The following is a 25,448-nucleotide window of genomic DNA, read 5'->3' as shown; positions in this document are numbered from 1 at the left end:
TGGTATCTATTATACACGGTCGTTGAACCAATCCGTTTCCATTTAGGACCCAATATCACCACTCAGATTATTCCGCTCTCGATCTTTCGGCGGTCGTCCGGTGCGAATGTTGCGCAATGAATGGATGGTTGCCGCCAGTGCTCGATCAGCCCAACCATAGATGGTTGGCCGGCTTTTTTGTAATTCGTCGGCAATTTGGGTGACGTTGGCCCGGTAGTCGGGATCAAAGGTGGCGAGATTGATCCTGGCTGCCGCAACGATCTGCTGAATCTCTTCGGGAGTCAGTCTGTGTTCACGAATCAGCTTCTGGGCACGTTTGCTGCTCAGATTTACCTTCATGCCGATCTCCTCGCCACAAACTGGCGGACATTTGCCTGCCCGGTACAGGTCTGTTTCTGATTACTGTACCCGTTACCAGAAACAGGCTTTTCTGTATCCTTGCCGCCTGTTACCATCCACGGCGCTGCCGATACCTGTCTGGTGAGGGATTTCGTCGTAATGGTGTTGGTTCACAGTGTAATCTTTTATCATCATACCACGTGTTATTGCTATTGTCGAGTCGTTGTGTAAATAGTAACCGCTTGTTTCAGAGGTGTTGCTGGGGTGTATCTGGTGGTCGGTCGCATGGGATGAAGATCAATCGTCAGCCATGGACTCTGACCGGGTCTTTGTCGGAGTAGAATGTTTGACAATGGTCTTGTAGATCGGTTTGATATGGTGTAAATGTTTACACATGTGAGTATAATCATCATCGTTCTTTTGCCGGTTCTATGGTACAATGAGCCAAATGACCGATCTTCGCCTCCGCCAGCGTGAATATTTGCTCCAGATCAGCCGGGCGCTCACTGCACAGCTTGACTTGGGTAGTGTGCTGAATCTGGTGATTACCTATGCGGTTGAGCTGCTAGCCGGCACGCTAGGCTTTATTGCGTTGTTTGACGAAGAGGATGGTGTTCTGCGCATTCGCGCTTCGGCTCAGTTGCCCCGTGAACTCTGGCCAGCCTTTGCCCCGTTGCTTCGCATCCCGATTGCCGATCTCGGTCGCTATGGCCCACAGGTGCTTCGTGATGTTTCGCTTGATGCCGGCATCCCTCTCCGCCAGATGATTGCGTTGCCGTTGACGGTACGTGATACGCCGCTCGGAGTGATTTATGTCTTCCGCGCAGCACTCAATGTAGCTTTTTCTGCCGATGACCGTCAGATTCTGCAGGATTTTGCCGATCAGGCGGCAATTGCCGTTGGTAATGCCCGTCTGTTTCAGAGTGTGTTGCGCGAGAAACAACATTTAAATGCTTTGATTGAGCAGTCGGCTGATGGAGTGATGATTATTGATGGGCGCTGGCGCATTACAACATTTAACCATACGATGGAACAACTGACCGGCTGGTCGCGCGAAGAGGCGATTGGTCGCCCTTGCGCCGAGGTGCTCGGTATTCGCAATGCGCACGGAGTGAATATCTGTCTGAACGAGTGTCCGTTGCAGCGCCAGCCCGACCTTGCCAATCCGGTGGTGGAAGGCTGGATTACCACGCACGATGGCCGCGAGCTGTTTATTCAGAATCGTTATGCCCCGCAACGCGGTAGTCATGGTCAACTTCTAAGTGCAATTGCCAATGTCCGCGATATTACGGCGCAAAAGATGGAGGAGGAGCGCCAGAATACTTTTATTTCGGTTATTTCCCACGAGTTACGTACACCGGTGAGTATCATCAAGGGGTTTGCCGAGACAATGCTGCGCCCCGATGGGCAATTTACGGTTGAGCAGTATCGTGAAGCGTTACAGGTGATCGGTGAAGAGGCCGACCGTCTGGCCCGTCAGATTCAGGATTTGCTCGATGTGTCACGCGTCGCTGCCGGTGGTCTGCGGCTGGAACGGAGTGATGTGGCGCTCCATCTGCTGGTATCAGATGTTGTGCACCGTTTTGCGGCACAGGTTGGCGAACGGATTGAATTTGAAATCCGCGTGCCTGATGATCTGCCCCCGGTCTATGCCGATTATGAACGGATGCGGCAGGTGTTGACCAATCTGATCGAGAATGCTGTGAAGTATAGTCCGAACGGGGGGGTTATTCGCATTGGCGCCCGTGCCGAGGGCGATATGGCCATTGTCTATGTGTCGGATCAGGGTATCGGTATTCCCCCAGAAGAGCAAGACCTGATCTTCGAGCGCTTTTATCGGGTTGATACACGACTACGCCGCGATCAACCCGGTAGTGGGCTGGGGTTGTTTATTACCCGTGCGATTGTTGAGGAGCATGGCGGTCGGATTTGGGTGGAGAGTCAGGTTGGTCGTGGGTCGCGATTCTTCTTTACCATCCCCCTTAGTCGACGGCAATTGCCCGGCGAATAGTGATCTGTTCGGGTGTCGGTTTGCGATTGTGGGTTGGGTTTATTACGGAAAGCTGCGACGGATGAACGTATGTTGAACTGACGATAACCCAGGTGGTCATCGGCTGCCGATGATTCTTGGATCGTCATGTTGCGCCGGGTGTATGTGCGTATGGTGCCCTCACTCCTGATCTTGCTGATACTGGCTCTGATTTTTCGTCAGGCGGCATTGGCCCTGCTGGTGGCAACGGTGCTGGTGAGTATTGGGGTAGCACGTCTCTGGCAGCGGTGGGCTTTGCAGCGCGTGGAATATCGACGTGCATTGAGCCATCTGCGGGCGTTTCCTGGGGATGAGGTGATCCTCACGATTACGGTGACCAACCGTAAACTTTTACCGCTGGCTCAGCTTCACATCTTCGATGCTATCCCCAGTGGTGTGACGGTCATTGATGCACCGGTGATCTTCAGTGGGAGTCGGCAGAGTAGCCTGATCCGACGCAGCACCGGCCTGCGCTGGTACGAGCGGGTGATCTGGCGTTATCGGCTACGCTGTGATCGACGGGGAACGTTTCGGTTTGGGCCGGCGCAGGCTCAGAGTGGCGATCCCTTTGGTCTTTTTCGTAGCGATGCGACATTTGCCGCCGATGTCTCTCTATTGGTGTACCCCCGGCTCTTCAGTCTGGCCGATCTTGGCCTGCCTGCACGTGATCCGCTGGGTTTGATGCGGGCATCGGCCCTGCTCCGCGATCCCCTACGGGTGGTTGGTGTGCGTGATTACGCGCCGTCAGACCCGCTAAAAGATGTACATTGGGCGGCGACTGCCCGTACCGGGACGTTACAAACTCGGGTGTACGAGCCGACGACATCCCATGTCCTGGCTTTAGTGCTCGATCTCGATACATTTGAGTTCTACTTTCAGGGTATTGATCCCGATCTGGTTGAGCATCTGATCAGTGTTACGGCCACGCTGGCTCAACACAGTATCGGTGCCGGTCATGCGGTTGGGCTGTACGTCAACGGCGCACCGGTCGAAGATGAGCATCTGGTACGGTTGCCGCCGGGCCGCAGTCCGCACCAGCTCGCCCAGATTATGGAGACCCTGGCGCGGCTGACGGCTTACTCAGTCTTACCCGGTGCCCGTCTGCTACGGCTGATGACGCCGGAACTGCATCCTGGTGCCACCATCGTGTTAATCGGTGCAGTTGCCTCCGATCCGATACGCGCAGCATTGCTACGCCTGCGAGAACTCGGTTTCCGGGTGGTCTGGCTCTTCTGCGGTGATCAGCCACCCCCAGCGATACCCGGTGTTCAGACCCATTGGACACCGCGACGAATCGAAGAACCAGACGCGATTTCTCCATCCTATACCCCAGGGGGGTAATCTGGATTACAGACAGGCACGCTTCGACCATGTTATACTCCTTCTTGCTGGCGGCGATAAAAGCGTCGCACAGTGAGATTATTGTGTGAATGATGCTGTTGCAAGGAGATGGTTGATATGCATCACAAAGTCGTTATTATTGGCTCTGGCCCGGCTGGCCTGACAGCGGCGCTCTACGCTGCACGGGCGAATCTTGAACCACTGGTTATTCGTGGCCTGCAACCGGGTGGCTTAATTGCCACGACCAGTGAAGTTGAAAATTATCCTGGTTTTGTTGATGGGATTGGTGGTTTCGAGCTGGCCGAGGCGATGGAAAAACAGGCGGCCCGTTTCGGTGCCCAATTTCTCGACTCGCTGGTGACGAAGGTAGAGGTTGCCCAGCGTCCCTTTACCATTCATACCGATAGCGGGCAGACGGTTACTGCCGATGCGATTATCGTCAGCACCGGCGCCTCGCCGCGCAAACTCGGCGTACCGGGTGAAGAAGAACTGGCCAATCGCGGCGTCAGCTATTGTGCTACCTGCGATGGCTTTTTCTTCCGAGGCAAGAAGGTCGTTGTTGTTGGTGGCGGAAACAGTGCACTTGATGAGGGTTTGTTCTTGACCCGGTATGTGGATGAATTAGTGATTGTCCATCGCCGTGATGCACTGCGCACCGATCCAATTTTACAGGAGCGCGCATTTAGCAATCCAAAAGTGCGTTTTGTCTGGAATTCAGTTGTGGTTGCGATCAATGGCAATGATAAGGTTGAGTCTGTTACCTTGCGTAATGTGCAGACCGGTGAGGTGAGTGAATTACCGACTGATGGAGTGTTTCCGTATATCGGACACGTGCCCAATACTGATTTGTTCCGTGGCATCCTTGAGCTGGATGAGGGTGGGTATATCGTGACCGATGGTCGTACCCGTACCAACATTCCCGGCATCTTTGCTGCGGGTGATGTGACCGATCATATCTATCGACAGGCCGTTACGGCTGCCGGCGATGGCTGCCGGGCAGCTATGGAGGCGACCTGGTATCTGGCCGAGCAAGAGCATGCCCGCTCGAAGGCAAAGGTGTCAGTTGCCTGACCTGGTTTTGAATTTATCTCTTCACAGGGGGGAAAGGTGTCGCTATAATAAGGCTACGATAGCAGCAAAGGAGGTGCCTATGACAGCGACACCCAACAACGATGAGCTGGTTGATGCTGGCGCACGGGAAGGTTTCGAGCACCTCGAGCAGGCCTACATTCTGGAATATCTACGCAGTCAAGGGTTGACTCTCGAACAGGTGCGCACGATGCCCGCCGATCAGGCCAAAGCGATTATGCGAGCGGCATCACTCTATGCTTCAACGCAAATGAGTGTGGTTGAAGCACGAGCGCATCTGGTTGAAGAATTGCACGGCGGGCCACGCGCATTGTAAGATTTGACTGCTGGCTCGCAGGGGAGGGAAGGCGGATTTGGTTATTGGCAGCCTTCCCTCAGTCTTTATGTTGCCCTTAATTACCCAATACCGCGTCTATGATAGCAACGGTGTCGCGCAGATCGGGCAGCAGGACATCCGGGCTGTATTCGGCCAGCTCTGCCATGCTGAACGGTCCGGTAGCGACTGCCACTGTCCGCGCACCGAATGACCGGCCACAGGCAATGTCACGCGGCGTGTCGCCGATAATCACCACGTCCGCTGGCGAGAATGCATAGCGATACCGCTCACTTGCTCGCCCTGCGGCAATCGGCGGGAGCGCCAAACGGTCAAAGTGATCGTCGCCATAAGCACCGGCTTCGACATCAAGCCAGCGAAGAAGGCCAGTACACTCTAGCTTGATCCGGGCCGCCGAAGCGACGTTGCCGGTCAGGGGCGCCTGATAAGCGTGGCTCGAAAGAGCATGCAACGCTTCCACCACACCGGCAAACACGGTGGAGCGTGCAATCAACGCTTCCCGTTGGGCGGTGAGTTCGGCGGTGTACAGGGCAATAAACTCTTGCAAACGTGACTGAATGGTGGCTTCGTCCACTGAAGGGAGACTCTCGCGGATAATCTGCCAGTCGGTTTTACCGGCGTATGAGGTGCGTTCGATCCGCACATGTGGGCCAACCAGTTGCCGCAATGCGGTACGCATAGCATTCGCGGCAATACCATCCGTCGAAAGCAAGGTACCGTCGATATCCCACAGCAATAACCGTCTCATTGTGACTCTCATCGGTGATCGTGGATTCAGCGGGATGGATTATTTCCGATTAATTCGGTGATCGTTTGTAATAACTCATCTAAGTCGGTTGGTTTGGTCAGGAAGCGATCAAAGCCTGCCGCTATAGCCGCACGCCGATCACCCTCGCCGAGACCACTCAGGGCAATAGCCGGGCATTGCCTCAGTGTTGGATGAGTGCGCAACTGTTGCAGCAGCTCAAATCCGTTACAATCCGGCAGACGCAGATCTATCATAAAAAGGGCCGGCAGCGAGATCGGGGCAGCCAGTGCGGCTGCCCCGGTAGCGGCAACTGTGACCTCGAAGCCGTGCCCACGGAGAAAGATAGCGAATAACTGCTGCATCAGCAGATTATCTTCGACGAGCACGATCTGCATGATTCTCTCCCGTTGTGGTGCAATGAGGGTTCGATAGTGCCGGCACCCCTCATTGCACCACCCACGTTGCTTTATGGATAGACTCCGCGCGTCGTGTTGGCATCGGCCACCCGCTGTACCGCCAGGAGATACGCGGCGAGACGGAGCGGAATCTGGCGTTGGGTAGCCATTGCGTACACCTGATCAAATGCACCGACAATAATGCGTTCCAGTTTCTCGTTGATGTCTTGTTCGTCCCAGAAAAACTCTTGCAGTCCCTGCACCCACTCGAAATAGGAGACAATCACCCCACCGGCGTTAGCCAGAATGTCGGGTACGATGATGATCCCCCGTTCACCGAGAATGGCATCAGCGTCGGGAGTTGTCGGCCCGTTTGCCCCTTCCACAATGAGTTTGGTGCGGATGCGTTCGGCATTATTCCCGGTAATCTGGTTTTCGAGCGCTGCCGGGATCAGGACATCACACTCCAATTCGAGTAATTCGCTCCCGCTGATACGTTCTATACCAGGTGCCTGGTACCCCTCAAGCAAATGGAACGACTGGCGGTCGGTGTACGTCCGCATCGCTGGAATGTCAAGCCCGTGGGCACAGTAGTAACCGCCAGAGGCGTCAGCAACCCCGATAATCTTACAACCGAGTTGATGCAGCAGATACGCCGCTGTACTACCGACGTTGCCAAACCCTTGCACAACGATACGCAATCCTTCGAGTGGCCAGTCGAGTTTACGCGCCATTTCGCGAACCATCAGCATCACGCCGCGCCCGGTTGCCTCTACCCGGCCTAACGAGCCACCAACATTGACCGGCTTGCCGGTGATGACAGCAGGTACAGTGTAGCCGCGATGCATCGAAATCGTGTCCATAATCCAGGCCATTACCTGGGCATTGGTGCCAACATCGGGCGCAGGAATATCTTTTTCTGGGCCGAGCAGGATGCTGATTTCAGTGGCAAAACGTCGGGTCAGTCGTTCCAGTTCGCCGATTGACAGTCGTTTGGGATCGACGATCACCCCGCCCTTCGCACCGCCGTAGGGAATGTTTACCAGCGCACATTTCCAGGTCATCCACATCGCCAGTGCCCGCACTTCATCGATATCAACGCTGGGATGGTAGCGGATACCGCCCTTTACCGGGCCACGGCTCAGATTGTGTTGTACCCGATAACCGGTGAAGACCTGAGTGGTACCATCGTCCATCTGCACCGGGAAGTTGACCGTCAGCTCCCGCTGCGGTACACGCAGAATAGCGCGAATATCATCGGGCAAATTCAGCATCTCGGCGGCCTGATCGAACTGTCGTTGAGCGACGTGGAACGGATTAATCTGGTGAGACGTCATTGTCTTTTCCTCTTCATTGATGCAATTCGTTGTGACCTGTGCTTCATATTGTTTATGACTCTATCGCCCTTGGAGACGATAAGGGTTACTACCGGCTCACACGTGTTGCGGCCATTCGCGAGCCTGTTATGCAAGACATGCGAAGGCTAAACCGCTCGCCGTTGGCAAGCGCTCCTGATTATACCAGATATGATGTTTCTGATGAAAGCCGGTCTAATCCAGGGTGTCTTTCACGTTCGCCGATAGATGCCCGGTAGCTACCTGTACGCACCGGTATCACGAGAGTTCTTTACGCATATACAGCCATCCACTCTGCCCGAAGAACAGTCGTCCGAAGAACGAATGGCGAACATGCATTGCCTGAAAGCCCAGCCGCTCGTACAACGTGCGAGCGGCTTGATTCGTTTCGCGGACGTAAAGACCGAGGTAGGTCAGTGAGCGGGCACGTGCCTCTTCTTCGGCGTATTGTAGCAATGTGCGGGCTACACCGCGTCGTCGCCAGGCGGGTGTTACGGCGACATCGGCGATAAACCCTTCGCCATAGCCGATCTGGTGGTCGAGCAGTGACAGTGCGAAGAGTGAGCGGAGTGCGCCCCACCATCCCAGTATCTCGAAGAATGCCGACTCAGCGAAACCACCGCTACCGGCTACCATGTCGCGGGTGCGCAGGCTAATGGTGCCGATAATGTGATCAGCATACTCAGCCACGAACATCCCACGCAGGGCTGCTGGCCCTTGCCGTCGCCACCCGGTAGCCAGCGCACGCGCACCGCGTTCGCTCCCCTGGGGGCCGAATGCTGCGCCAAAGGTGTCGGCAAACGCTTCTCGATGCAAGGCAACAATTGCATCAATATCGCTCAGGCGTGCCGGACGAATCGTAATATCACTGGCCGAGGTGCCAGCTTGTGGCGGTATCGTGGCGTACATGCGCACACAGGATCAAGATGCTTTCAAGCCGGCAAGCTGAAGTTCCAGCCGCTGTGCAATATCGCGATACATGTCTCCACGTCGCTCGGCGGCTGCCAGTTTACGCTGCAAAAGTACGATATATCCCACTGCTGCGCCGAGGGCAGCTATTAAGAACCAACGCATATATCCTCCTTTGCCTTTCGTTGCATATTCTAGCGCAGACCTGACCGGGATTCAAGCCAGAATGCAGAGAGCCAACGGATTGATGTCGATGCACAGGTTGCGTGGCGTCAAGTATGGACTACGTGAGTTTTTCCCCTGCCATCTATGCGCTGGGTTTGCCGTATGTATGGCGCAGGCTGAAGTCAGTGCTACGTTGTGGTGTCCACTATCTAATCGGTAACCGGGCGATGGCGTTGTCGCCAGGCGTGATAGATGGCGATGCTGCCAGCGATAGCCGCATTGAGTGAGCCAACCTGACCGACTATCGGCAAGCGAACTAAAAAGTCGCACCGTTCCCGTACCAGGCGGGCGATACCGGTGCCTTCCGCGCCGATGACCAGGGCCAGCGGGAGATCGAGGTCAACGGCATCAATATCCTGGGCCTGTTCATCTTGTTCGAGACCGACCACCCAAATGCCGGCGTGCTGCAACTCTTCGATAGTCTGATTGAGGTTTGTCACCATAGCGACACGCAAGTACTCTACAGCACCGCTACTGGCGTTAACGACTGCCGGTGTGATCTCGGCAGCACGCCGACCGGGAATGACCACGCCGTGGCATCCTACCGCTTCGGCAGTGCGGAGCAGGGTGCCGATATTCTGCGGGTCTTGCAGATGGTCGAGCAACAAGAGTAATGCTGCCTCTCGGCGTTCGGCAGCGGCATCGAGACAGGTATCGAGTTCAACGTAAGGGTACGGTCCGGTCTCTAACATGACCCCTTGATGATTGGCATCACGTAGTCGGCGGTCGAGGGTCTGACGTTCGATTCGTTCAACCGGCACCCCGGCCTGTTGAGCCAGATTGATGATTTCAGCGATAATACCGCTTTCCTGCACACTTTGCGAGACATACAAACGGTGGAATACGCGACGGCGGGCGCGAAGAGACTCACGTACCGCGTTGCGTCCGTATAGCAACTCGGTTGCCATAATCAACTCTCTCAAGCTATGTGCCGGTGTTTACCACACCAGCAAGGGTCTACAGACCAAAGGCATCTTTGATGCGCCCGAAAAACCCTTCATCGTGATGATCATCACCGGAGGGGGTGAAGGTTTGGGCTAATTCCTGGAACAAACGTCGCTGTTGCTCGGTCAATTTGGTAGGGATGTCTACCCGGATCACCACAATCTGATCGCCGCGCCCTTGTTGGCGGAGATAGGGTACACCTTTGCCGCGCAGGCGAAACGTCTGTCCGTGTTGGGTTCCGGGCGGGAGGTGCAACCGCTCACTTCCTTCGAGAGTCGGCACACTCACCTCCCCGCCGAGTGCCGCCTGAGCGACATTCACGGTCAGATTGAGGATAATATCGTTGCCATCACGCTCGAAGATGGGATGAGGCTGAATATCAAGGGCGACATACAGGTTGCCGGGTGGCCCATCGCGGGGACCAGCCTCACCTTCACCGCTGATGCGGATTTGTTGTGTTCCATCGACACCGGCAGGCACGCGCACCGTGATCTTGCGGGTCTGGCGCACCCGTCCTTCACCGCGGCACTCACGGCAGGGAATGGGAATGACATAACCAGTACCGCCACAGGTGTCACAGGTGGTGACAGTGACCATATTGAAGATGGGGGCACGCTGGCGAATCTCACCGGTACCGCCACAGCGGGGACAGCGGGTTGGTTCTGTACCCGGTTCAGCTCCAGAGCCTTGACACGCCGGGCAGGTTTCGAGCCGGCGAAACTCGATCTCCTTTTCGGTACCGAATACAGCTTCTTCAAAGGTGAGTCGCAGCGTGTAGCGCAGATCGGCACCACGTAATGGCCCACGTGTGCTGCGCCCCACACCGGCACCTCCGAAGAAGGCATCGAAGATCGAGCTAAAGGGATCAACCCCGCCAAACGGATCGGCGCCGACACCACCAAAACCGGGTGGATTATGGCCGAAACGGTCATACATTGCCCGCTTCTGCTCGTCGGAGAGCACTTCGTAGGCTTCGTTGATCTCCTTGAATTTCGCTTCAGCGTCCGGCGATTTATTGACATCGGGGTGGTACTGACGGGCCAGACGGCGAAACGCCTTCTTGATTTCGTCGGGCGTCGCACTGCGGCTCACCCCGAGCACTTCGTAGTAGTCGCGCTTGGCACCCGCTGTCATAATTCATTCCTCGTGACGAATGCTGCCATCGAGCAGCACGGTGTGTACCGACCTACCGCTATCTCTACTCTTTAACCTCATAATCTCCTTCGACCGTGCCGGCAGCATCATTTGACGTTGTCGTGACTGTGATCTGTTGCAGAGCAACGGCCAGTTCAGCGATTCGATTGCGAATCATCTGCTCATCATCATTGGCAACCACACTGCGTAGGGCCATCATCTTCTCTTCAACAGTGCTCCGCAGAGCCGGGTCGAGGGTGTCACCGGCTTCGCGTAACGACTTTTCGGCAGTGTACAGAATGCTATCAGCCTGATTCCGTGCTGCAATCAGCTCACGACGGCGGCGATCCTCTTCTGCGTGCAGTTCGGCATCGCGCACCATCTGCTCGATCTCTTCTTTCGACAGACCGGAAGAGGCAGTAATTGTTATCCGCTGTTCCTTACCGGTTGCCTTATCACGCGCACTGACGCTCACAATCCCATTGGCGTCAATATCGAACGTTACTTCAATTTGCGGCACACCGCGGGGAGCTGGCGGGATACCCGACAACTCAAAGCGACCGAGACTCTTGTTATAGCGCGCTTCGGCCCGTTCACCCTGCAAGACATGAATTTCTACACTGGTCTGGTTATCGCTAGCGGTTGAAAAAACCTGACTCTTGCGGGTTGGGATAGTCGTGTTGCGCTCGATAAGTGGCGTCATAACGCCGCCATAGGTTTCAATACCGAGCGTTAACGGTGTCACATCGAGCAGCAGAATATCTTTGACTTCACCACCCAGTACACCAGCCTGGATAGCGGCACCAATGGCTACTACCTCATCTGGGTTCACGCTGCGGTTCGGCTCTTTGCCAAAGAAATTGCGGACAGCGGCCTGAATTGCCGGCATCCGGGTCTGACCACCAACCAGAATAATCTCATCGATCTGGCTGGGTTGTAAACCGGCGTCACGCAGCGCCTGGCGAACCGGCCCCATGCTGCGCTCGATTAAATCAGCACAGAGCTGTTCGAGGCGCGAACGGGTTAGCGTAGCGCTCAGATGTTTCGGGCCACTGGAATCTGCCGTAATGAACGGCAAACTGATCTCGGTCTGCATCAACGAGCTAAGCTCCATCTTAGCCTTTTCGGCCGCTTCTTTCAGGCGCTGAAGCGCTACCCGGTCGTTGCGCAAATCGATCCCGTGTTCTTTCTGAAACTCATCGGCCAGCCAATCAATAATCCGCTGGTCAAAATCGTCCCCACCGAGGTGAGTGTCGCCACTGGTGGCCTTTACCTCAATCACACCTTCGCTCAGCTCAAGAATACTGACGTCGAAAGTGCCGCCACCCATATCGTAGACGACCACCAGCTCATCCTGGCCCTTCTTATCCAGGCCGTAGGCAAGCGCACTGGCCGTTGGCTCGTTCACAATACGCAGCACCTCGAGGCCGGCAATCTTTCCGGCATCTTTCGTCGCCTGGCGCTGGCTATCGTTAAAGTAAGCCGGGACAGTAATCACCGCTTGAGTTACCGGCTCACCGAGGTATGCCTCGGCATCGGCCTTGAGCTTCTGCAAAACCATCGCCGAAATCTCTGGCGGGGCATACTCACGGCCGGCCATTAAAACGCGCACATCGCCGTTGGGAGCCGCCGTGAGTTGATACGGCACCAACTCTTTGTCGCGTTGCACCGAAGGCTCATTAAACTTACGGCCAATAAACCGCTTCACCGAGAAGATCGTATTCTCAGGATTAGTGACGGCTTGTCGGCGGGCAACCTGACCGACAACCCGCTCACCAGATTTCGTAATTGCAACAACAGAGGGGGTCAGGCGCGAACCTTCAGCGTTGGGGATGACGACCACATCACCCCCTTCAACCACTGCAACGACCGAATTCGTTGTCCCCAAATCAATCCCAATCACTTTTGGCATTGGTAATTACCCTTTACCTTACACAGGCTTTTGGTGACTTTATCCGCGACCTACCTTGACCATACTCGGACGGATCACGCGATCGTGAAGCAGATAACCACGCTGCAATTCGGCGATGACCTTACCTTCCTGTCCCTCTGCATCTTCATAAATAACTGCTTCGTGAAGGTTGGGGTCAAATTCTTGCCCCAGTGCCTCAATCGGCTTAACCCCCTCACTTTCGAGGATGGTACGCAATTTCTGGGCAATGAGTTGCGTGCCCTGCCACCACGGTGTTTCGGCAATGTCAGGTGGAATGTTAGCAATAGCACGCTCGAAATCATCGAGTACCGGCAGCAGCTTTAAGATCAGAGCTGCGCCAGCATTCCGCACCAGCTCGCTGCGTTCAGTTTCGGTGCGGCGCTTGAAATTGCGGTAATCGGCGACTGCTCGCATCCACTGATCCTTGTACTCGGCAGCCTGGGCTTCGGCCTGCGCCAGGCGGTTTTGCAGATCGGCAATGACGGCTGCCGGATCAGCGGCTTCAGACGTAGCAGCCTCTACCGTCGTGTCAGGAGTTTCGGCTACAGCCTTGTCTGCTGACTGAGGTGCAGCAGCTTCGGTGGTTGTCTCAGGTTTCACTTCCTCAGTGTCTGGCATAGGTTCCTCTCATTATCTACTATACACCGCCTATCGTTCAGCGGCAGGTTCTATATCAGAAGGACGGGTATTAACGTGGTACAGATCGGCCAGCAGATTACTCATCAGCGACGCGATATAACGCACGGTTGAGATTGATCGTGGGTAAGCCATCCGGGTCGGCCCAATCACACCGAGCACACCTACCAATGCGCCTTCAACGCCATAGCGGGCCAGGATAACACTATAATCGCGCATCGCATCTTCACCATGTTCGCCACCGATAATCACCTGAACGCCACCAGAGGCGAGGGCCTGGGGGATCAGCGGACTCAGACCACGACCACTCTTCAGAATCTCCAGCGTGCGGCGCAGGCGTTCAATGGCTCGCTCGGCATCATCACGGCCACTGGCAGGCAAAAATTCCGGCTGGCTCAGCATTTCCAGGATGCCATCGGAATAAATCTGTTCCTGGGCCTGCTCTTCAAACACACTCATTGCCCGTACCACCAGATCGACGAGTGAGCGTTCAAACTCGCTCAGGGGCACCCCATTAAAGGTTGCGATAGCGGCCAGCTCCTCGGCCCGGCTGAGCGTGGCATCAGCCAGTAAATCGCTCACCAGCCCGGCAGCGCGACGCAGGTCTTCGGGAGTCCGTCCCGGCTCGATAGGCAGCGTCTGTTGCTTCACAATCCCACCGTGAAGGACAATCACTGCCAGCGCCATCGTCTCGTGGATCGCGATCAGCTCCAGGCTCTTAAAGCGGAGCTGCTCGGCGCGGGGCGCAGTGGCCACCGAGGCATTGTGTGCCGTGCGGGCCAGCACTGCACAGGCCAGTTGTACCCACTGATCGAGTTCCCCACGCACCTGATAAAACTGGTGGCGGATCATGCGCTGTTCGGCGGGGGACAGGGTGGTGCGCTCCATTAAATTCTCGACAAAAAAGCGATAGCCAGCATCGGTCGGAATCCGCCCGCCCGACGTATGCGGATGGGTGAGAAACCCCAACTCTTCGAGCGCAGCCATATCATTACGCACAGTCGCCGAGGAGACGGGAAGGCGATATTTACGCACCAGCGTCTCGGAGGCAACTGGCGTTGCCGTATCAACAAACTCTTGAATGACCAGCTTGAGTATCATCTGCCGGCGTTCGGTCAGAGGTCCGCTCATCGCTGTATCCTGCCTCGCTGGTCGCTGGTTAGCACTCGTGAGGTGAGAGTGCTAAGTCTTCTAACGTAAAAGGTTGGCGTGCATCTGATGCACGCCGTTAGAGAGTATAGCACAAGTTTCGCCACTTGTCACGGGGGGAGATGCACTTGGGTCTGGGGCAACGGTTGTGTCAAGGCGCAAAGACACCACCGCTACGTATGGCTACCTGACAATCTGCGGCAGAAAGACAAGATATCCAGGCGTGAGTTTACTCACAAATACATCATGGGCACCGTTATATGATGGGTCATACGCTCCGTTATTCGTAGGGAAATCGGCAGAATCAGTCCATCCCGCGACGTAGATATTGCTTTGCGTATCAACAGTCAGACCGAAAGCCCTGTCAGTGTCACTACCGCCGAGGAAGGTACTGAAGCTTAAACTCGACAAGTCATCGTTAAGAACACTGACAAAAACATCATCGCCACCATTATGTGAGGCATCAGGCACCCCCGGCGTGATCGGGAAATTGGTGGAACTGGTATTACCTGTCACAAACACATTACCTTGAGAGTCAACATGCATGGCGATAACATATTCACCTCCAGATCCACCAAGGAGAGAACTGGTGATTGGATTAGAAAGATTGTTGTCGAACTTGAGAATGAAAGCATCGTTACTACCATTAGGTGATGTGTCGTATGCACTGGTGGTGAGAGGAAATCCGGCCGACCAGGTATCGCCGGCAATATACAGGTTGTCATCAGCGTCAACAAATAACGCGTAAGCGAAATCCCAACTTTCACCGCCGAGGAAGGTACCGGCTTCAAGGCTGGTCAAATTACTGTTCAATTTGCTAATAAAGATGTCACTGATACCATTATAGGAACTATCAAATGCACCGGATGCAGTTGGAAAGTTATTAGAGTCAGTGCTTCCTATAGTGTATACTGATCCCTGACTATCGAGAGTGATAGCGGTAGGTTTATCATAGCTACTTCCACCCAGGAACGTGCTGGCAACCAGAGTACTCAAGTTTTCATCTAACTTACTCACGAACGAATCGACACCTCCATTGTACGAGGTAGCGAAGGCGCCAGGGATAGTTGGAAAATCTGTAGATGTAGTATATCCTGCTACATAAACATTGCCTTGATTATCAACGACAACGTCTTTGACAGCATCGAAATTGCTTCCACCCAGGAAAGTACTGGCGATCAGATTAGTTAAATTACTGTTTAATTTACTGATGAACGTATCAAGTGTGTCATCGAGCGAGGTGTCATATGCTCCTGTTGTAGATGGAAAGTCGTTGGATATCGTTCTGCCAGCGACGTAGACATTACCCTGAGCGTCAAGAGTAATAGCATCAATTATTTCAGAACCACTCCCGCCTAAAAATGTACCAGCCATCAGATTGGTGAGATCACTGCTAAGTTTGGTTACGAAGGCGTCAAAGTAGCCATTGGATGTATGATCATATGATGTTGAACTAGTTGGGAAACCTTTATTTTCAGTATACCCTGCTATATAGACGTTATTTTGATCATCGATAGCAATAGTATTAGCAACATCATTACCACTGCCACCGAGAATTGTACTCGCCAGTAGTGTGGAAAGATTGCTGCTAATTTTGCTTGCGAAGGCATCACCGGCATAGTTGCCTGTGCCAATGTAGTATACTTCAAATACTCCTTCGGTAGTTGGGAAGTTGTCGGAGCGAGTTTCTCCTGTTATGTACATATTTCTCTGATTGTCTAAAGTGATATTACTTATTTCATCATCATTACTGCCACCCAAAAAAGTACTGATCATAAGTAAAGTCAGATCATTGCTCAGCTTACTCACGAAACCATCGCCACTCCCATTTTGGGTTGTATTATACGCGCCTAAAGTAGTTGGAAAATTTGCTGAATAAGTCTTTCCTGCAACATAAATATTGTTTTGAGTATCTAGTATTAAAGTTTTAGCCTCATCTATGTCAGTTCCTCCAAGCAAAGTGCTGGCAGAAAGACTAGATAGGTTACTATTTAGTTTGCTTACGAAAGCATCGCTGAAACCTCCATTGTAGAATTTATCATACGCTTCATTGGTTGTTGGAAAGTCGTCAGATATTGTTGATCCCACAACATAGATGTTGGTTTGATCATCAATCACAATGTCAAAGATATATTCGCTATCGCTACCTCCAACGAAAGTGCTACTGTTAAGGGTAGTCAAATCATTGCTTAGTTTGCTTATAAACCCATCTCCTCCGTAGAATGGTGTCCCACCATCATACACCGTATCGTAGGAACCCGAAGTCGTGGGAAAGTCAGCAGAGGAAGTCTGTCCCGCTACATAGATATTGCCCAGGCTATCAATAACGATGCCGAAAGCCTCATCAAGTTCACTTCCACCCAGAACAGTACTGGCGATTAGGGAGGTCAGATTATTGTTTAGCTTGCTGATAAAAGCATCATTGTCACTGCTACTGCTATCGTATGACCCCGGCGTTGTTGGAAAGCCAGTTGCCCCAGTCATTCCAGTTACATATACATTACCTTGATTATCCAAAGCGATATCGTTAGCGACATCAAATCCTTCTTTGCCGATAAAAGTACTGGCAATCAGGTTAGATAAGTTGTTATTTAGCTTTGCAATAAAAACATCAGCAGTACCGGAACTGCTATGGGTATTATCATATACTCCTGAAGTGACTGGAAAGTTGTCTGACTCAGTCCATCCTGTTACGTATACATTGCCTTGTGAGTCTATAGTGATTGCAGTACCTGTATCACCTTCACCACCATCGATGAACGTACTTGCGACTAAAGTGGTTAAATCGTTACTCATCTTACTAACAAAAACATCACCATCATCGTATATGTTACCTCTGAACGATTCATTGTCATTTTGGGATGTGTCGAATGCTCCTGATGTGGTTAGAAAATTACTAGAGCCGGTATGCCCCGTCACATAAACGTTACCATTAGCATCTACGCTAATTGCTTTACCCAGATCACTCCCACTCCTACCCGGATCACCCAAAAACGTACTTGTCGCCAGCATCGTTGCCACACTGGTTTGCGCAGGTGCTGGCGAGTTGTATTCACCGTTACCGAACGACGTGCCAATTGGTGCCTTGACAATCCCGTCGGCTACGATAACCGGCGCGATGGTCAAGTGATGTGGTACTCCAGTGCGAGTTACCGCCTCCAGCAGTGGTAACAGCAAGCGTTGGTTGCCGGCCTGTACAGCCAGTTCACCATCAGTAATTCCAATCACGTCGCCACCACTCACCTGCATCTCAATACGAGTAAGCATAGCAGGATCATCGGTGATAGCGCCGATGCGTAGCCGTTGTTCGGTCACGGTCAGCTCTAGCATCAATCCCGGCGTCAGTGTTATATGTACTGCTTCCCATACCGGTACGCCTGTCTGCCAGCGACTGGTGTCGTTGCCGGTCAGGAATGAAACTTCGGTTGCCAGAGGCCCGTGCAGGTTGACCTGGGATGCGGTGTGGCTCCCCGCAACGTTGAACGACAGGGTGAGTGGTGGAGCGTCGTTGACGGACAGGTGTAGCTGGCCGTCAATTCTCATTACCAGACGGGCATTACGGCCAGGCAGCATTGCCACAACGTTAGGGTCAAACTGGCCGTGATTTTCGATGAAGAAGTTGCTATCAGCGCGAGCGTAAGAAAGTGGCGGTGCCGGTGATGGGTCAAGCGAAGGAAGTGTGGCAGTGAGCGATTGGATCAGAGTGAGAAGTAAGACCAGTATCAGGTTGAGGGTCAGGATCGCTGGTAGTGGACGATGAAAATGGGGAAAGGGTGTCGTTAAGCGTGGGGAAGAAGTGCTGGTTATCGTGCACCTCTCAGGTGAAGTAGTTCACCGATCAGGAGGGCATTACAGGGCGTGGTTTAGGGGCGGAGGAATGTGTGGTGATGACGACAATGCACGTCTGGTGTTGTGATTGTGGTGGGGTTGATCACCAGATTAGAATAATCGTAGTAATACCAATTATTCGTTGTCAAGCTACGCCTGACAATGGACAGGTTAATATTTCTGCACTGTGGGCTATTGTTACCCGATGTGGTGTAATGAGGTGCCATTAGGTTGGGGAAGACTTTCAACTCTGTTTCGATCTGGTCGAATTGGTAGAGAGATTTGGTCGCCAGGCAGCGTTATCATGCTCCAGGGACAATATCTGGCTTATCGATGGTGATGCAAGCGAGTCCTGGTTGGGCAAAGAGAGCACTGGAGAAGTCCTCATTCTTGTTCATTTCGGCTTTCCCAGGGCCGATTGATGTTTGTTGTTAGTATGATGTGCGAGGCACTGCCACCTGCTGTTGTGTGAGGATGTCATTCAGCGGAGTCTGTGCTCGTGGATAGCCAGGGTGGTCTTCTTTCATTGTGTGATCTGGTCGTCTCTTCCCGCTCTCTATGTCTCAGGCCACCCTTTCTCTGATCGCCTTGCTAAGATATTGAACCAACAATTACGCCCCCCACTCCCGTTCCAGGGCACTCTCGCTATCACCTAAAAGATGACGGGTTGCCGGGGCATAATTGCCCGGCATGGTACGGAGTGCGACAGCCAGCGTTGCCAGGTCGGAGGGATAGGTAATCCGAAACCAGAGTGGGAGGCGCGCAACGTGCAGGCCACGTCGTTGTAGACTGTCCAACCAGGGGCGAAGCTCTTCTAAGGTTACCGGAATCCTGCCTATCGCTGTTGATTGACGTACTCCCAGCGCATACCAGCCGCCACGATCACACAGGCCGATCACCAGGTCTGCCCAGTTATCCAGCAATGTATACGCATCGCGGATGCGGCTTTCGGGAAGGTGAGGAGTGTCGCCGCTCAGGATCAACAACGGCCTCTCAACCGCTTCAGCAGCGATCTGAATGGTCGTAGTGATACGAGCAGGAACACCGGTTACCCGCAGAACCAGTGCCTGAAGGTCGGTGACAAAGGCGTTAGACCACCAACTAGCCTCAATGCCAAAGGTCTCCCGCAGAGCAGATGATCGGTCGAGGATCAGGGTTGTGCGCTGCATGCGCTTCTCCAGTAGTACCTGTATGCGAAACCACGCCTATTATAGACGGTCGTAGTCTTTCATGGAACAGGAAAGTTGAGCTGAAGTTAAAAAATAGATGAAATTTTTGTGCCGAACGGTTACAGAATGAAGCAATCATCACCGCTGGTTGCCTGAGTTTTATCAGTAGCCTTCCCTTGCTATGTCTATACTGGTACAAGGCAGGCAAAACGATTCCTGCATACAGGCAAGGAGGCAATAATGGGATCTCGACGGATTACACTCGATGGCAATGAAGCGGTTGCGAATGTTGCCTATCAACTGAGTGAAGTGATAGCGATTTATCCGATAACTCCTTCAACCCCGATGGGGGAACTGGCCGATGCCTTTGCCGCCACCGGTAAACCTAATCTGTGGGGTGTTGTGCCCACTGTTTACGAGATGCAATCAGAGGGTGGAGCTGCCGGTGCGCTGCATGGTGCGATGCAGACCGGCGCCTTGACAACGACGTTTACGGCATCTCAGGGCTTGTTGTTGATGATCCCGAACCTGTTTAAGATGGCGGCTGAGATGACCCCCGGTGTCTTTCATGTGGCTGCCCGGGCCGTCGCGACGCAGGCATTATCAATCTTTGGCGATCAATCCGATGTGATGGCAGCGCGGACGACCGGTGTAGGCATGCTGGCTTCGGCTTCAGTCCAAGAGGCGCAAGATTTGGCCCTGATTGCCCACGCCAGTTCGCTGGCCGGGAAGTTGCCAGTGATCCACTTCTTCGATGGATTTCGTACTTCACACGAAGTAAATACAATCATTGCACTTGAGGATGGCGAAATCCGGGCCATGATTAAAGATGAGTGGATTCATGATCAGCGAGCGCATGCGTTGTCGCCAGAACATCCGGTCATTCGCGGTACCGCACAGAATCCCGATGTAGCGTTTCAAGCCCGTGAGCGTATCCAGCCGATTCTCGATACCTTCCCTGCCGTTGTGCAAGAGCAGATGGATCGTTTCGCCGGTATCACCGGTCGGCAGTATCACCTCTTCGACTATTTCGGCGCGCCTGATGCCGAGCGAGTGATTGTAGTGATGGGTTCGGGTGGTGAGACAGCCCGTGAGACCGCCTTTTATCTCAATCGACAGGGGGAGAAGGTTGGGGTGATACAGGTTCGGCTCTTCCGTCCGTTTGCAGAGGCCGCATTCCGTGCCGTCCTGCCGCCAACGGTGAGAGCGATTGCCGTACTTGACCGCACTAAAGAACCGGGAGCTGCCGGTGAACCGCTCTTCCTCGACGTCGTTGCCGCCCTGCGTGGGCAGCCGATCACGATCATCGGTGGCCGCTATGGCCTCTCGTCGAAGGAGTTTACGCCAGGCATGGCGGCAGCAGTATTTGCCGAGCTGAACAAGCCCCAACCGAAAGCGCACTTTACTGTCGGTATTATCGACGATGTGAGCAACACTAGCCTCGAATATGATCCGGACCTCTGTATCGATCCGCCGGGTACCGTCCGTTGTGTGTTCTGGGGGCTTGGTTCTGATGGTACCGTCGGCGCAAACAAGAATAGTATCAAGATCATCGGTGATAGTAGCGAAGGTGATGCCGAACGTTACGCTCAGGGCTATTTCGTTTATGACTCGAAAAAATCGGGATCGGTAACCATTTCGCACCTGCGCTTCGGCCCATCACCGTTAGCAACGCCCTACCTGATCGGCAAGGGTCAGGCACAATTCGTCGCCTGCCATCAGTTTAGCTTCCTCGAACGGTTTGATGTGTTGCAGTATGCCGCACCCGATGGGGTCTTCCTGCTGAATAGCCCCTATGGCCCGGATCAGGTCTGGCATCAGTTACCGTCAGTGGTACAGCACAAGATTCGTGATCTGAAGCTACGCTTCTATGTGATTGATGCCACCGCTGTCGCCAATGAAGTCGGCATGCGCGGACGTATTAATACCGTGATGCAGACCTGTTTCTTTGCCATTAGCGGTGTGCTGCCGCACGATGAGGCAATTGCTGCGATCAAGCAGGCTATTAAGAAGACATACGGTCGGCGTGGCGAGACGGTGGTACGGCAGAACTGGGCAGCCGTGGATCGCACCCTTGATCGCCTCTACGAAGTGCCCATTCCACCGCCGACTGAAGATAACGGTCTGGCGATGCGACCGCCGGTACCGGCCAACGCCCCCGCATTTGTACGGGATGTCCTGGGCGCGATGATTGCCGGTCGCGGTGATGAGTTGCCGGTAAGTGCAATTCCAATCGACGGTTCGTTCCCCACCGGGACAACCAAATGGGAGAAGCGTAATATCGCGCTCGAAATACCGGTCTGGGATCCGAATATCTGTATCCAATGCAACAAATGTGTCTTCGTCTGTCCGCACGCGACGATTCGGGCGAAGGTGTACCCTGAAGAGGCACTCGCCGGCGCTCCTGAAGGCTTCCAGAGCGCACCGGCCCGCTTCAAAGAGTTTCCCGGCCAGCGTTACACCTTGCAGGTTGCACCCGAAGATTGTACCGGTTGTGGCCTCTGTGTTGAAGCCTGTCCGGTGAAAGACAAGCGGGCTGTCGGTCGCAAGGCCGTCAATCTCCAACCACAAGCCCCCATTCGCGCACGTGAGGTGACGTACTGGGACTTCTTCATCTCGCTGCCTGACATTGACCGCACGCAGATCCCGATGGGTAGCGTGAAGCATACGCAGTTGTTTGTGCCGCTGATGGAGTTTTCCGGCGCATGCGCCGGCTGTGGCGAGACACCCTATCTCAAGTTGTTGAGCCAGCTTTTTGGTGATCGGGCGATCATCGCAAACGCGACCGGTTGCTCGTCGATCTACGGTGGGAACTTGCCGACCACCCCGTGGACGACCAACGTCGAGGGGCGGGGACCGGCCTGGTGTAACTCGCTCTTCGAGGATAACGGTGAGTTTGGGCTGGGGATGCGGTTGAGCATCGATCAGCAACTCGCGCATGCGCAGATGCTGCTTCAGCGGTTACGGCCATTGCTCGGTGCTGAGTTTGTTGAAGACTTGCTCAATGCCGATCAGCGCACAGAAGCCGGGATTCGTGAACAGCGTGAACGGGTAGCTATCCTCAAGCAGCGCCTGACCGAGCTGTTGCAGGATAATCCGCCAGAAGCACCACAGATGCGTGATCTACTGGCGCTGGCCGATGTGCTGATCCGACGCAGCATCTGGATTGTGGGGGGTGATGGCTGGGCCTATGACATTGGCTTCGGTGGTCTTGACCACGTCTTCGCCTCGGGGCGCGACGTGAACATTCTGGTGTTGGATACGGAAGTCTACTCCAACACCGGTGGCCAGGCCAGCAAATCAACGCCAACCGGTGCAGTTGCCAAGTTCGCCGCCGGTGGCAAGGGTGGCGTGAAGAAAGACCTGGCCCAGATTGCGATGACCTACGGTGATGTCTATGTAGCCCGCGTCGCGTTTGGGGCCGACGATGTCCAGACTCTGCGCGCCTTCCAGGAGGCTGAAGCCTATCCCGGTGTTTCACTCATCATTGCCTACAGCCACTGCATTGCGCACGGCTACGATCTGCGCCGTGGGCTTGAACAACAGCGCCTGGCCGTCGAGTCGGGGATCTGGCCACTCTATCGTTACAACCCGGCCATTCACGAAGGTTCACCGCTGACGATTGACTCGAAGGCACCGACTGTCGATCCTGAAGTCTACCTGCGTGGCGAAGGACGCTTCCAGATGTTGCAACAGGCCAATCCGGCTCGCTACGAGCAGTTACTTGCCAGTTTGCGGCGGCAGGTAGCGTTGAAATGGTCCCATTTACAGTGGATGGCGAATGAGCTGCTGGCTGAAACGAAGGAGGGGCTGCGATGATTGATCTGAGTACGACCTATCTGGGGATGCCACTGCGCACACCGCTGGTCGCCGCGGCGTCTCCGATTAGCCGGAACGTTGAGCTGGCCCGCCAGCTTGAAGAGGCCGGCCTGGGCGCAATCGTGATGTATTCGCTCTTCGAGGAACAGATCATTCAAAACAGCCTCGAACTTGACCGGATGCTCAGCCATGGTGCCGAGAGTTTTGCCGAAGCGCTCAGCTATCTGCCCGAACATGGTGTGTACAGCGTTGGCCCGGAACGCTATCTCGAACAGGTGGCGGCATTGAAACGTGCGTTGAGTATTCCGGTGATCGGTAGTCTCAACGGCGTGTCGGCCGGGGGCTGGGTGCGTTATGCCCGTCTGATCCAGGAAGCGGGAGCTGATGCACTCGAATTGAATATCTATTTCATACCGGTGGATACCAACATCACCAGCAGCGAACTCGAAGATATGTATGTCGAACTGGTGCGGGCAGTGCGGGCCGAGATCACCATTCCCCTGGCTGTCAAGATCGGCCCCTACGTCACTGCCTTGCCCAATTTTGCCTGGCGATTGATGGAAGCCGGCGCGAATGCGCTGGTGCTGTTTAACCGCTTTTACCAGCCCGATTTCGATCTCGAACAACTGACGGTGCGCCCAAACCTGCAATTGAGCACGTCAGCCGAATTACGTTTGCCGTTGCGCTGGATCGCCCTGCTGTATGGGCGGATTCCACTGGAGTTCGCGATTAGTAGTGGTGTGCATAGTGCCATTGATGCTCTGAAGGGCTTGATGGCAGGTGCCAGCGTAGCCATGATGGCTTCAGCCCTGCTGCGTGGGCGGGCGCCCGATGTCTTGCGCAGTATTCTGCACGATATGGAATTATGGCTCACCGAACACGAGTATGAGTCGATTTCTCAGCTCCGTGGGAGTATGAGCCAACGGGCAGTGGCCGAGCCGGCAGCGTTTGAGCGGGCCAACTACATTCGGGTACTGGAAGATTACCGACCACCGTATGCGTTGGGTAGCCATACCGATCTGACCGGTCGGATGCTCTATCCGTTCATCGACGAGACATAGTCTTCGACGTATGCATTGCTGCCTTCCTTGCCACCGACGGTCTGGACACCCAGACCGTCGGTGTGTTGATGCACAATGATCTTGAACGGATAAGATGCTCTACCATCATCACCCGATCTCTTGACAACCACCCGTCGTATGTCTATACTTCATTCCATCAAGCGATTGATTAAATACATCCACGCAATGAAGCGTCTCACAACAGCGCACAAATGAGTCGGTGAATCGCTCAATCACTATCATCCTGGACCAGGTTATCACCGCAGATTGCAGCCTGTTCATAGCAGCCCAGCAGTTTAGGAGCGATGCAATGATGCATGAAAGTCAGACCGAAGCCGGTGGGAGTGCTGAGCGTATTCTCGCTGCCGCCGCGGCACTCTTCGCCAGTTATGGCTATCACGGCATGTCGATGCGTGCGCTGGCCGCAGCCGTGGGATTGAATATCGCAACCATTCACTACCACGTCGGTAGCAAGCTCGATCTCTACCGGAGTGTTTTTCGGCGGTTAGCCGAACGTGAACAGGCGGTGATTAGTGCTCATATTGGTGACCTGCCAACAGCGCTTATCTCTGATCCGGTAGCGCTTCAACAGCGTCTCAATGCTCTGATTGACGCGCTGGTTGATCTCACGCTGACCCATCCCGAAATGCCGCGCCTCTGGCTACGGCGCTGGCTTGAACAGGATGACTCGCCGGGTGCGCTGGAAGCTGAAGTCTCGGCACCGCTTTATACGCTGGTGCTTGATCTCTTGCAGCGTGCGCAGGCTGCCGGCTCTATTGCGCCAACACCTGATTTGCGTCTCATCCTCCATAGCTTTACCTGGATACTCTACGGCTACTTTGCCGGTGGGCCACTCGATCCGACCGGTCTGCGACTTGATCCTGCCGACCCGGAGCGGGTGGCCGCCTTTAAACAGTTTTTGCACCTTTACACGGCCAGGTTGCTGGGCTTTCCCGATCCGTCAGAACCCGGCAATAGCACATAAGGGCGGTGATCCAGGAAGGAGCGAG

Annotated in this window: 20 protein-coding genes; 7 read left to right on the top strand and 13 right to left on the bottom strand. The window is 54.3% G+C overall.

What is annotated here, in order from left to right; genetic code table 11:
• Nucleotides 1–42 precede the first annotated feature (42 nt).
• Entirely contained in the window at nt 43–339 is a 297-nt protein-coding gene (locus VAE57_RS02995; protein ID WP_287156445.1) for a hypothetical protein, read from the bottom strand.
• Nucleotides 340–778: 439 nt separating this feature from the next.
• Here VAE57_RS02995 and VAE57_RS02990 point away from each other — a divergent pair, with 439 nt between their 5' ends.
• The 4 genes from VAE57_RS02990 to VAE57_RS02975 all read left to right on the top strand — a co-directional run bounded on the left by VAE57_RS02990 (nt 779) and on the right by VAE57_RS02975 (nt 5,114).
• The gene (locus VAE57_RS02990) at nt 779–2,350 is read left to right on the top strand and encodes an ATP-binding protein (RefSeq protein ID WP_416208425.1); all 1,572 of its coding nucleotides are present in this window, start codon (nt 779–781) and stop codon (nt 2,348–2,350) included.
• Between the two features lie 150 nt (nt 2,351–2,500).
• On the top strand, nt 2,501–3,709 hold the full coding sequence (locus VAE57_RS02985) for a DUF58 domain-containing protein (protein ID WP_322820427.1): 1,209 nt from the start codon (nt 2,501–2,503) through the stop codon (nt 3,707–3,709).
• A 117-nt stretch (nt 3,710–3,826) separates the two neighbouring features.
• Complete coding sequence (gene trxB, locus VAE57_RS02980) at nt 3,827–4,780, top strand: thioredoxin-disulfide reductase (RefSeq protein WP_322820426.1); 954 nt, start codon at nt 3,827–3,829, stop codon at nt 4,778–4,780.
• Nucleotides 4,781–4,859: 79 nt separating this feature from the next.
• Nucleotides 4,860–5,114, top strand: a complete 255-nt coding sequence (locus VAE57_RS02975) for a hypothetical protein (RefSeq protein ID WP_322820425.1) — start codon at nt 4,860–4,862, stop codon at nt 5,112–5,114.
• A gap of 76 nt (nt 5,115–5,190) precedes the next feature.
• Here VAE57_RS02975 and VAE57_RS02970 read toward each other — a convergent pair whose 3' ends face one another.
• From VAE57_RS02970 to VAE57_RS02915, 12 genes are all read right to left on the bottom strand, one after another.
• Entirely contained in the window at nt 5,191–5,880 is a 690-nt protein-coding gene (locus tag VAE57_RS02970) for an HAD family hydrolase (RefSeq protein WP_322820424.1), read from the bottom strand.
• 26 nt (nt 5,881–5,906) lie between these two features.
• Nucleotides 5,907–6,275, bottom strand: coding sequence for a response regulator (locus tag VAE57_RS02965; protein WP_322820423.1), 369 nt, complete (start codon nt 6,273–6,275; stop codon nt 5,907–5,909).
• Between the two features lie 71 nt (nt 6,276–6,346).
• Complete coding sequence (locus tag VAE57_RS02960; protein ID WP_322820422.1) at nt 6,347–7,612, bottom strand: Glu/Leu/Phe/Val dehydrogenase; 1,266 nt, start codon at nt 7,610–7,612, stop codon at nt 6,347–6,349.
• Nucleotides 7,613–7,888: 276 nt separating this feature from the next.
• Nucleotides 7,889–8,539: an N-acetyltransferase gene (locus tag VAE57_RS02955; protein ID WP_322820421.1), complete on the bottom strand. Its 651-nt coding sequence runs from the start codon at nt 8,537–8,539 to the stop codon at nt 7,889–7,891.
• A 12-nt stretch (nt 8,540–8,551) separates the two neighbouring features.
• Nucleotides 8,552–8,704, bottom strand: a complete 153-nt coding sequence (locus VAE57_RS02950) for a hypothetical protein (protein WP_322820420.1) — start codon at nt 8,702–8,704, stop codon at nt 8,552–8,554.
• A 209-nt stretch (nt 8,705–8,913) separates the two neighbouring features.
• Nucleotides 8,914–9,672, bottom strand: a complete 759-nt coding sequence (rlmB, locus tag VAE57_RS02945) for a 23S rRNA (guanosine(2251)-2'-O)-methyltransferase RlmB (RefSeq protein WP_322820419.1) — start codon at nt 9,670–9,672, stop codon at nt 8,914–8,916.
• Nucleotides 9,673–9,721: 49 nt separating this feature from the next.
• Nucleotides 9,722–10,843 carry a molecular chaperone DnaJ gene (dnaJ, locus tag VAE57_RS02940; RefSeq protein ID WP_322820418.1) on the bottom strand — a complete coding sequence of 374 codons (1,122 nt, stop codon included), beginning with the start codon at nt 10,841–10,843 and terminating at the stop codon, nt 9,722–9,724.
• A 64-nt stretch (nt 10,844–10,907) separates the two neighbouring features.
• The gene (dnaK, locus tag VAE57_RS02935; RefSeq protein ID WP_322820417.1) at nt 10,908–12,755 is read right to left on the bottom strand and encodes a molecular chaperone DnaK; all 1,848 of its coding nucleotides are present in this window, start codon (nt 12,753–12,755) and stop codon (nt 10,908–10,910) included.
• Between the two features lie 39 nt (nt 12,756–12,794).
• A complete protein-coding gene (gene grpE, locus VAE57_RS02930) occupies nt 12,795–13,394 on the bottom strand; it encodes a nucleotide exchange factor GrpE (protein WP_322820416.1) in 600 nt (199 codons plus the stop codon).
• 30 nt (nt 13,395–13,424) lie between these two features.
• Nucleotides 13,425–14,543: a heat-inducible transcriptional repressor HrcA gene (gene hrcA, locus VAE57_RS02925; protein ID WP_322820415.1), complete on the bottom strand. Its 1,119-nt coding sequence runs from the start codon at nt 14,541–14,543 to the stop codon at nt 13,425–13,427.
• 201 nt (nt 14,544–14,744) lie between these two features.
• Complete coding sequence (locus tag VAE57_RS02920; protein ID WP_322820414.1) at nt 14,745–18,134, bottom strand: beta strand repeat-containing protein; 3,390 nt, start codon at nt 18,132–18,134, stop codon at nt 14,745–14,747.
• 866 nt (nt 18,135–19,000) lie between these two features.
• A complete protein-coding gene (locus tag VAE57_RS02915; protein WP_322820413.1) occupies nt 19,001–19,558 on the bottom strand; it encodes a DUF2064 domain-containing protein in 558 nt (185 codons plus the stop codon).
• Nucleotides 19,559–19,798: 240 nt separating this feature from the next.
• Between VAE57_RS02915 and nifJ the strand changes: the two genes are divergently transcribed.
• From nifJ to VAE57_RS02900, 3 genes are all read left to right on the top strand, one after another.
• Nucleotides 19,799–23,377 carry a pyruvate:ferredoxin (flavodoxin) oxidoreductase gene (gene nifJ, locus VAE57_RS02910; RefSeq protein ID WP_322820412.1) on the top strand — a complete coding sequence of 1,193 codons (3,579 nt, stop codon included), beginning with the start codon at nt 19,799–19,801 and terminating at the stop codon, nt 23,375–23,377.
• Nucleotides 23,374–24,438 (top strand): dihydroorotate dehydrogenase-like protein, encoded by a 1,065-nt coding sequence (locus tag VAE57_RS02905; protein ID WP_322820411.1) that lies wholly within the window; start codon nt 23,374–23,376, stop codon nt 24,436–24,438. Before nifJ ends, VAE57_RS02905 begins: the two co-directional genes overlap by 4 nt.
• Before the next feature lie 310 nt (nt 24,439–24,748).
• Nucleotides 24,749–25,423 (top strand): TetR/AcrR family transcriptional regulator, encoded by a 675-nt coding sequence (locus VAE57_RS02900; protein ID WP_322820410.1) that lies wholly within the window; start codon nt 24,749–24,751, stop codon nt 25,421–25,423.
• Nucleotides 25,424–25,448: the final 25 nt, after the last annotated feature.

It is taken from the genome of Chloroflexus sp., from assembly GCF_034434295.1.
GTDB lineage: Bacteria > Chloroflexota > Chloroflexia > Chloroflexales > Chloroflexaceae > Chloroflexus.
The sequence above is the reverse complement of the archived record's forward strand: the minus strand, read 5'-3'. Positions and strand labels throughout refer to the sequence as shown.

Coding starts and splice junctions, on each gene's coding strand:
- VAE57_RS02995 (WP_287156445.1), bottom strand. CDS start 339: ATGAAGGTAAATCTGAGCAGCAAACGTGCCCAGAAGCTGATTCGTGAA.
- VAE57_RS02990 (WP_416208425.1), top strand. CDS start 779: ATGAGCCAAATGACCGATCTTCGCCTCCGCCAGCGTGAATATTTGCTC.
- VAE57_RS02985 (WP_322820427.1), top strand. CDS start 2,501: ATGGTGCCCTCACTCCTGATCTTGCTGATACTGGCTCTGATTTTTCGT.
- trxB (WP_322820426.1), top strand. CDS start 3,827: ATGCATCACAAAGTCGTTATTATTGGCTCTGGCCCGGCTGGCCTGACA.
- VAE57_RS02975 (WP_322820425.1), top strand. CDS start 4,860: ATGACAGCGACACCCAACAACGATGAGCTGGTTGATGCTGGCGCACGG.
- VAE57_RS02970 (WP_322820424.1), bottom strand. CDS start 5,880: ATGAGACGGTTATTGCTGTGGGATATCGACGGTACCTTGCTTTCGACG.
- VAE57_RS02965 (WP_322820423.1), bottom strand. CDS start 6,275: ATGCAGATCGTGCTCGTCGAAGATAATCTGCTGATGCAGCAGTTATTC.
- VAE57_RS02960 (WP_322820422.1), bottom strand. CDS start 7,612: ATGACGTCTCACCAGATTAATCCGTTCCACGTCGCTCAACGACAGTTC.
- VAE57_RS02955 (WP_322820421.1), bottom strand. CDS start 8,539: ATGTACGCCACGATACCGCCACAAGCTGGCACCTCGGCCAGTGATATT.
- VAE57_RS02950 (WP_322820420.1), bottom strand. CDS start 8,704: ATGCGTTGGTTCTTAATAGCTGCCCTCGGCGCAGCAGTGGGATATATC.
- rlmB (WP_322820419.1), bottom strand. CDS start 9,672: ATGGCAACCGAGTTGCTATACGGACGCAACGCGGTACGTGAGTCTCTT.
- dnaJ (WP_322820418.1), bottom strand. CDS start 10,843: ATGACAGCGGGTGCCAAGCGCGACTACTACGAAGTGCTCGGGGTGAGC.
- dnaK (WP_322820417.1), bottom strand. CDS start 12,755: ATGCCAAAAGTGATTGGGATTGATTTGGGGACAACGAATTCGGTCGTT.
- grpE (WP_322820416.1), bottom strand. CDS start 13,394: ATGCCAGACACTGAGGAAGTGAAACCTGAGACAACCACCGAAGCTGCT.
- hrcA (WP_322820415.1), bottom strand. CDS start 14,543: ATGAGCGGACCTCTGACCGAACGCCGGCAGATGATACTCAAGCTGGTC.
- VAE57_RS02920 (WP_322820414.1), bottom strand. CDS start 18,134: ATGCTGCCTGGCCGTAATGCCCGTCTGGTAATGAGAATTGACGGCCAG.
- VAE57_RS02915 (WP_322820413.1), bottom strand. CDS start 19,558: ATGCAGCGCACAACCCTGATCCTCGACCGATCATCTGCTCTGCGGGAG.
- nifJ (WP_322820412.1), top strand. CDS start 19,799: ATGGGATCTCGACGGATTACACTCGATGGCAATGAAGCGGTTGCGAAT.
- VAE57_RS02905 (WP_322820411.1), top strand. CDS start 23,374: ATGATTGATCTGAGTACGACCTATCTGGGGATGCCACTGCGCACACCG.
- VAE57_RS02900 (WP_322820410.1), top strand. CDS start 24,749: ATGATGCATGAAAGTCAGACCGAAGCCGGTGGGAGTGCTGAGCGTATT.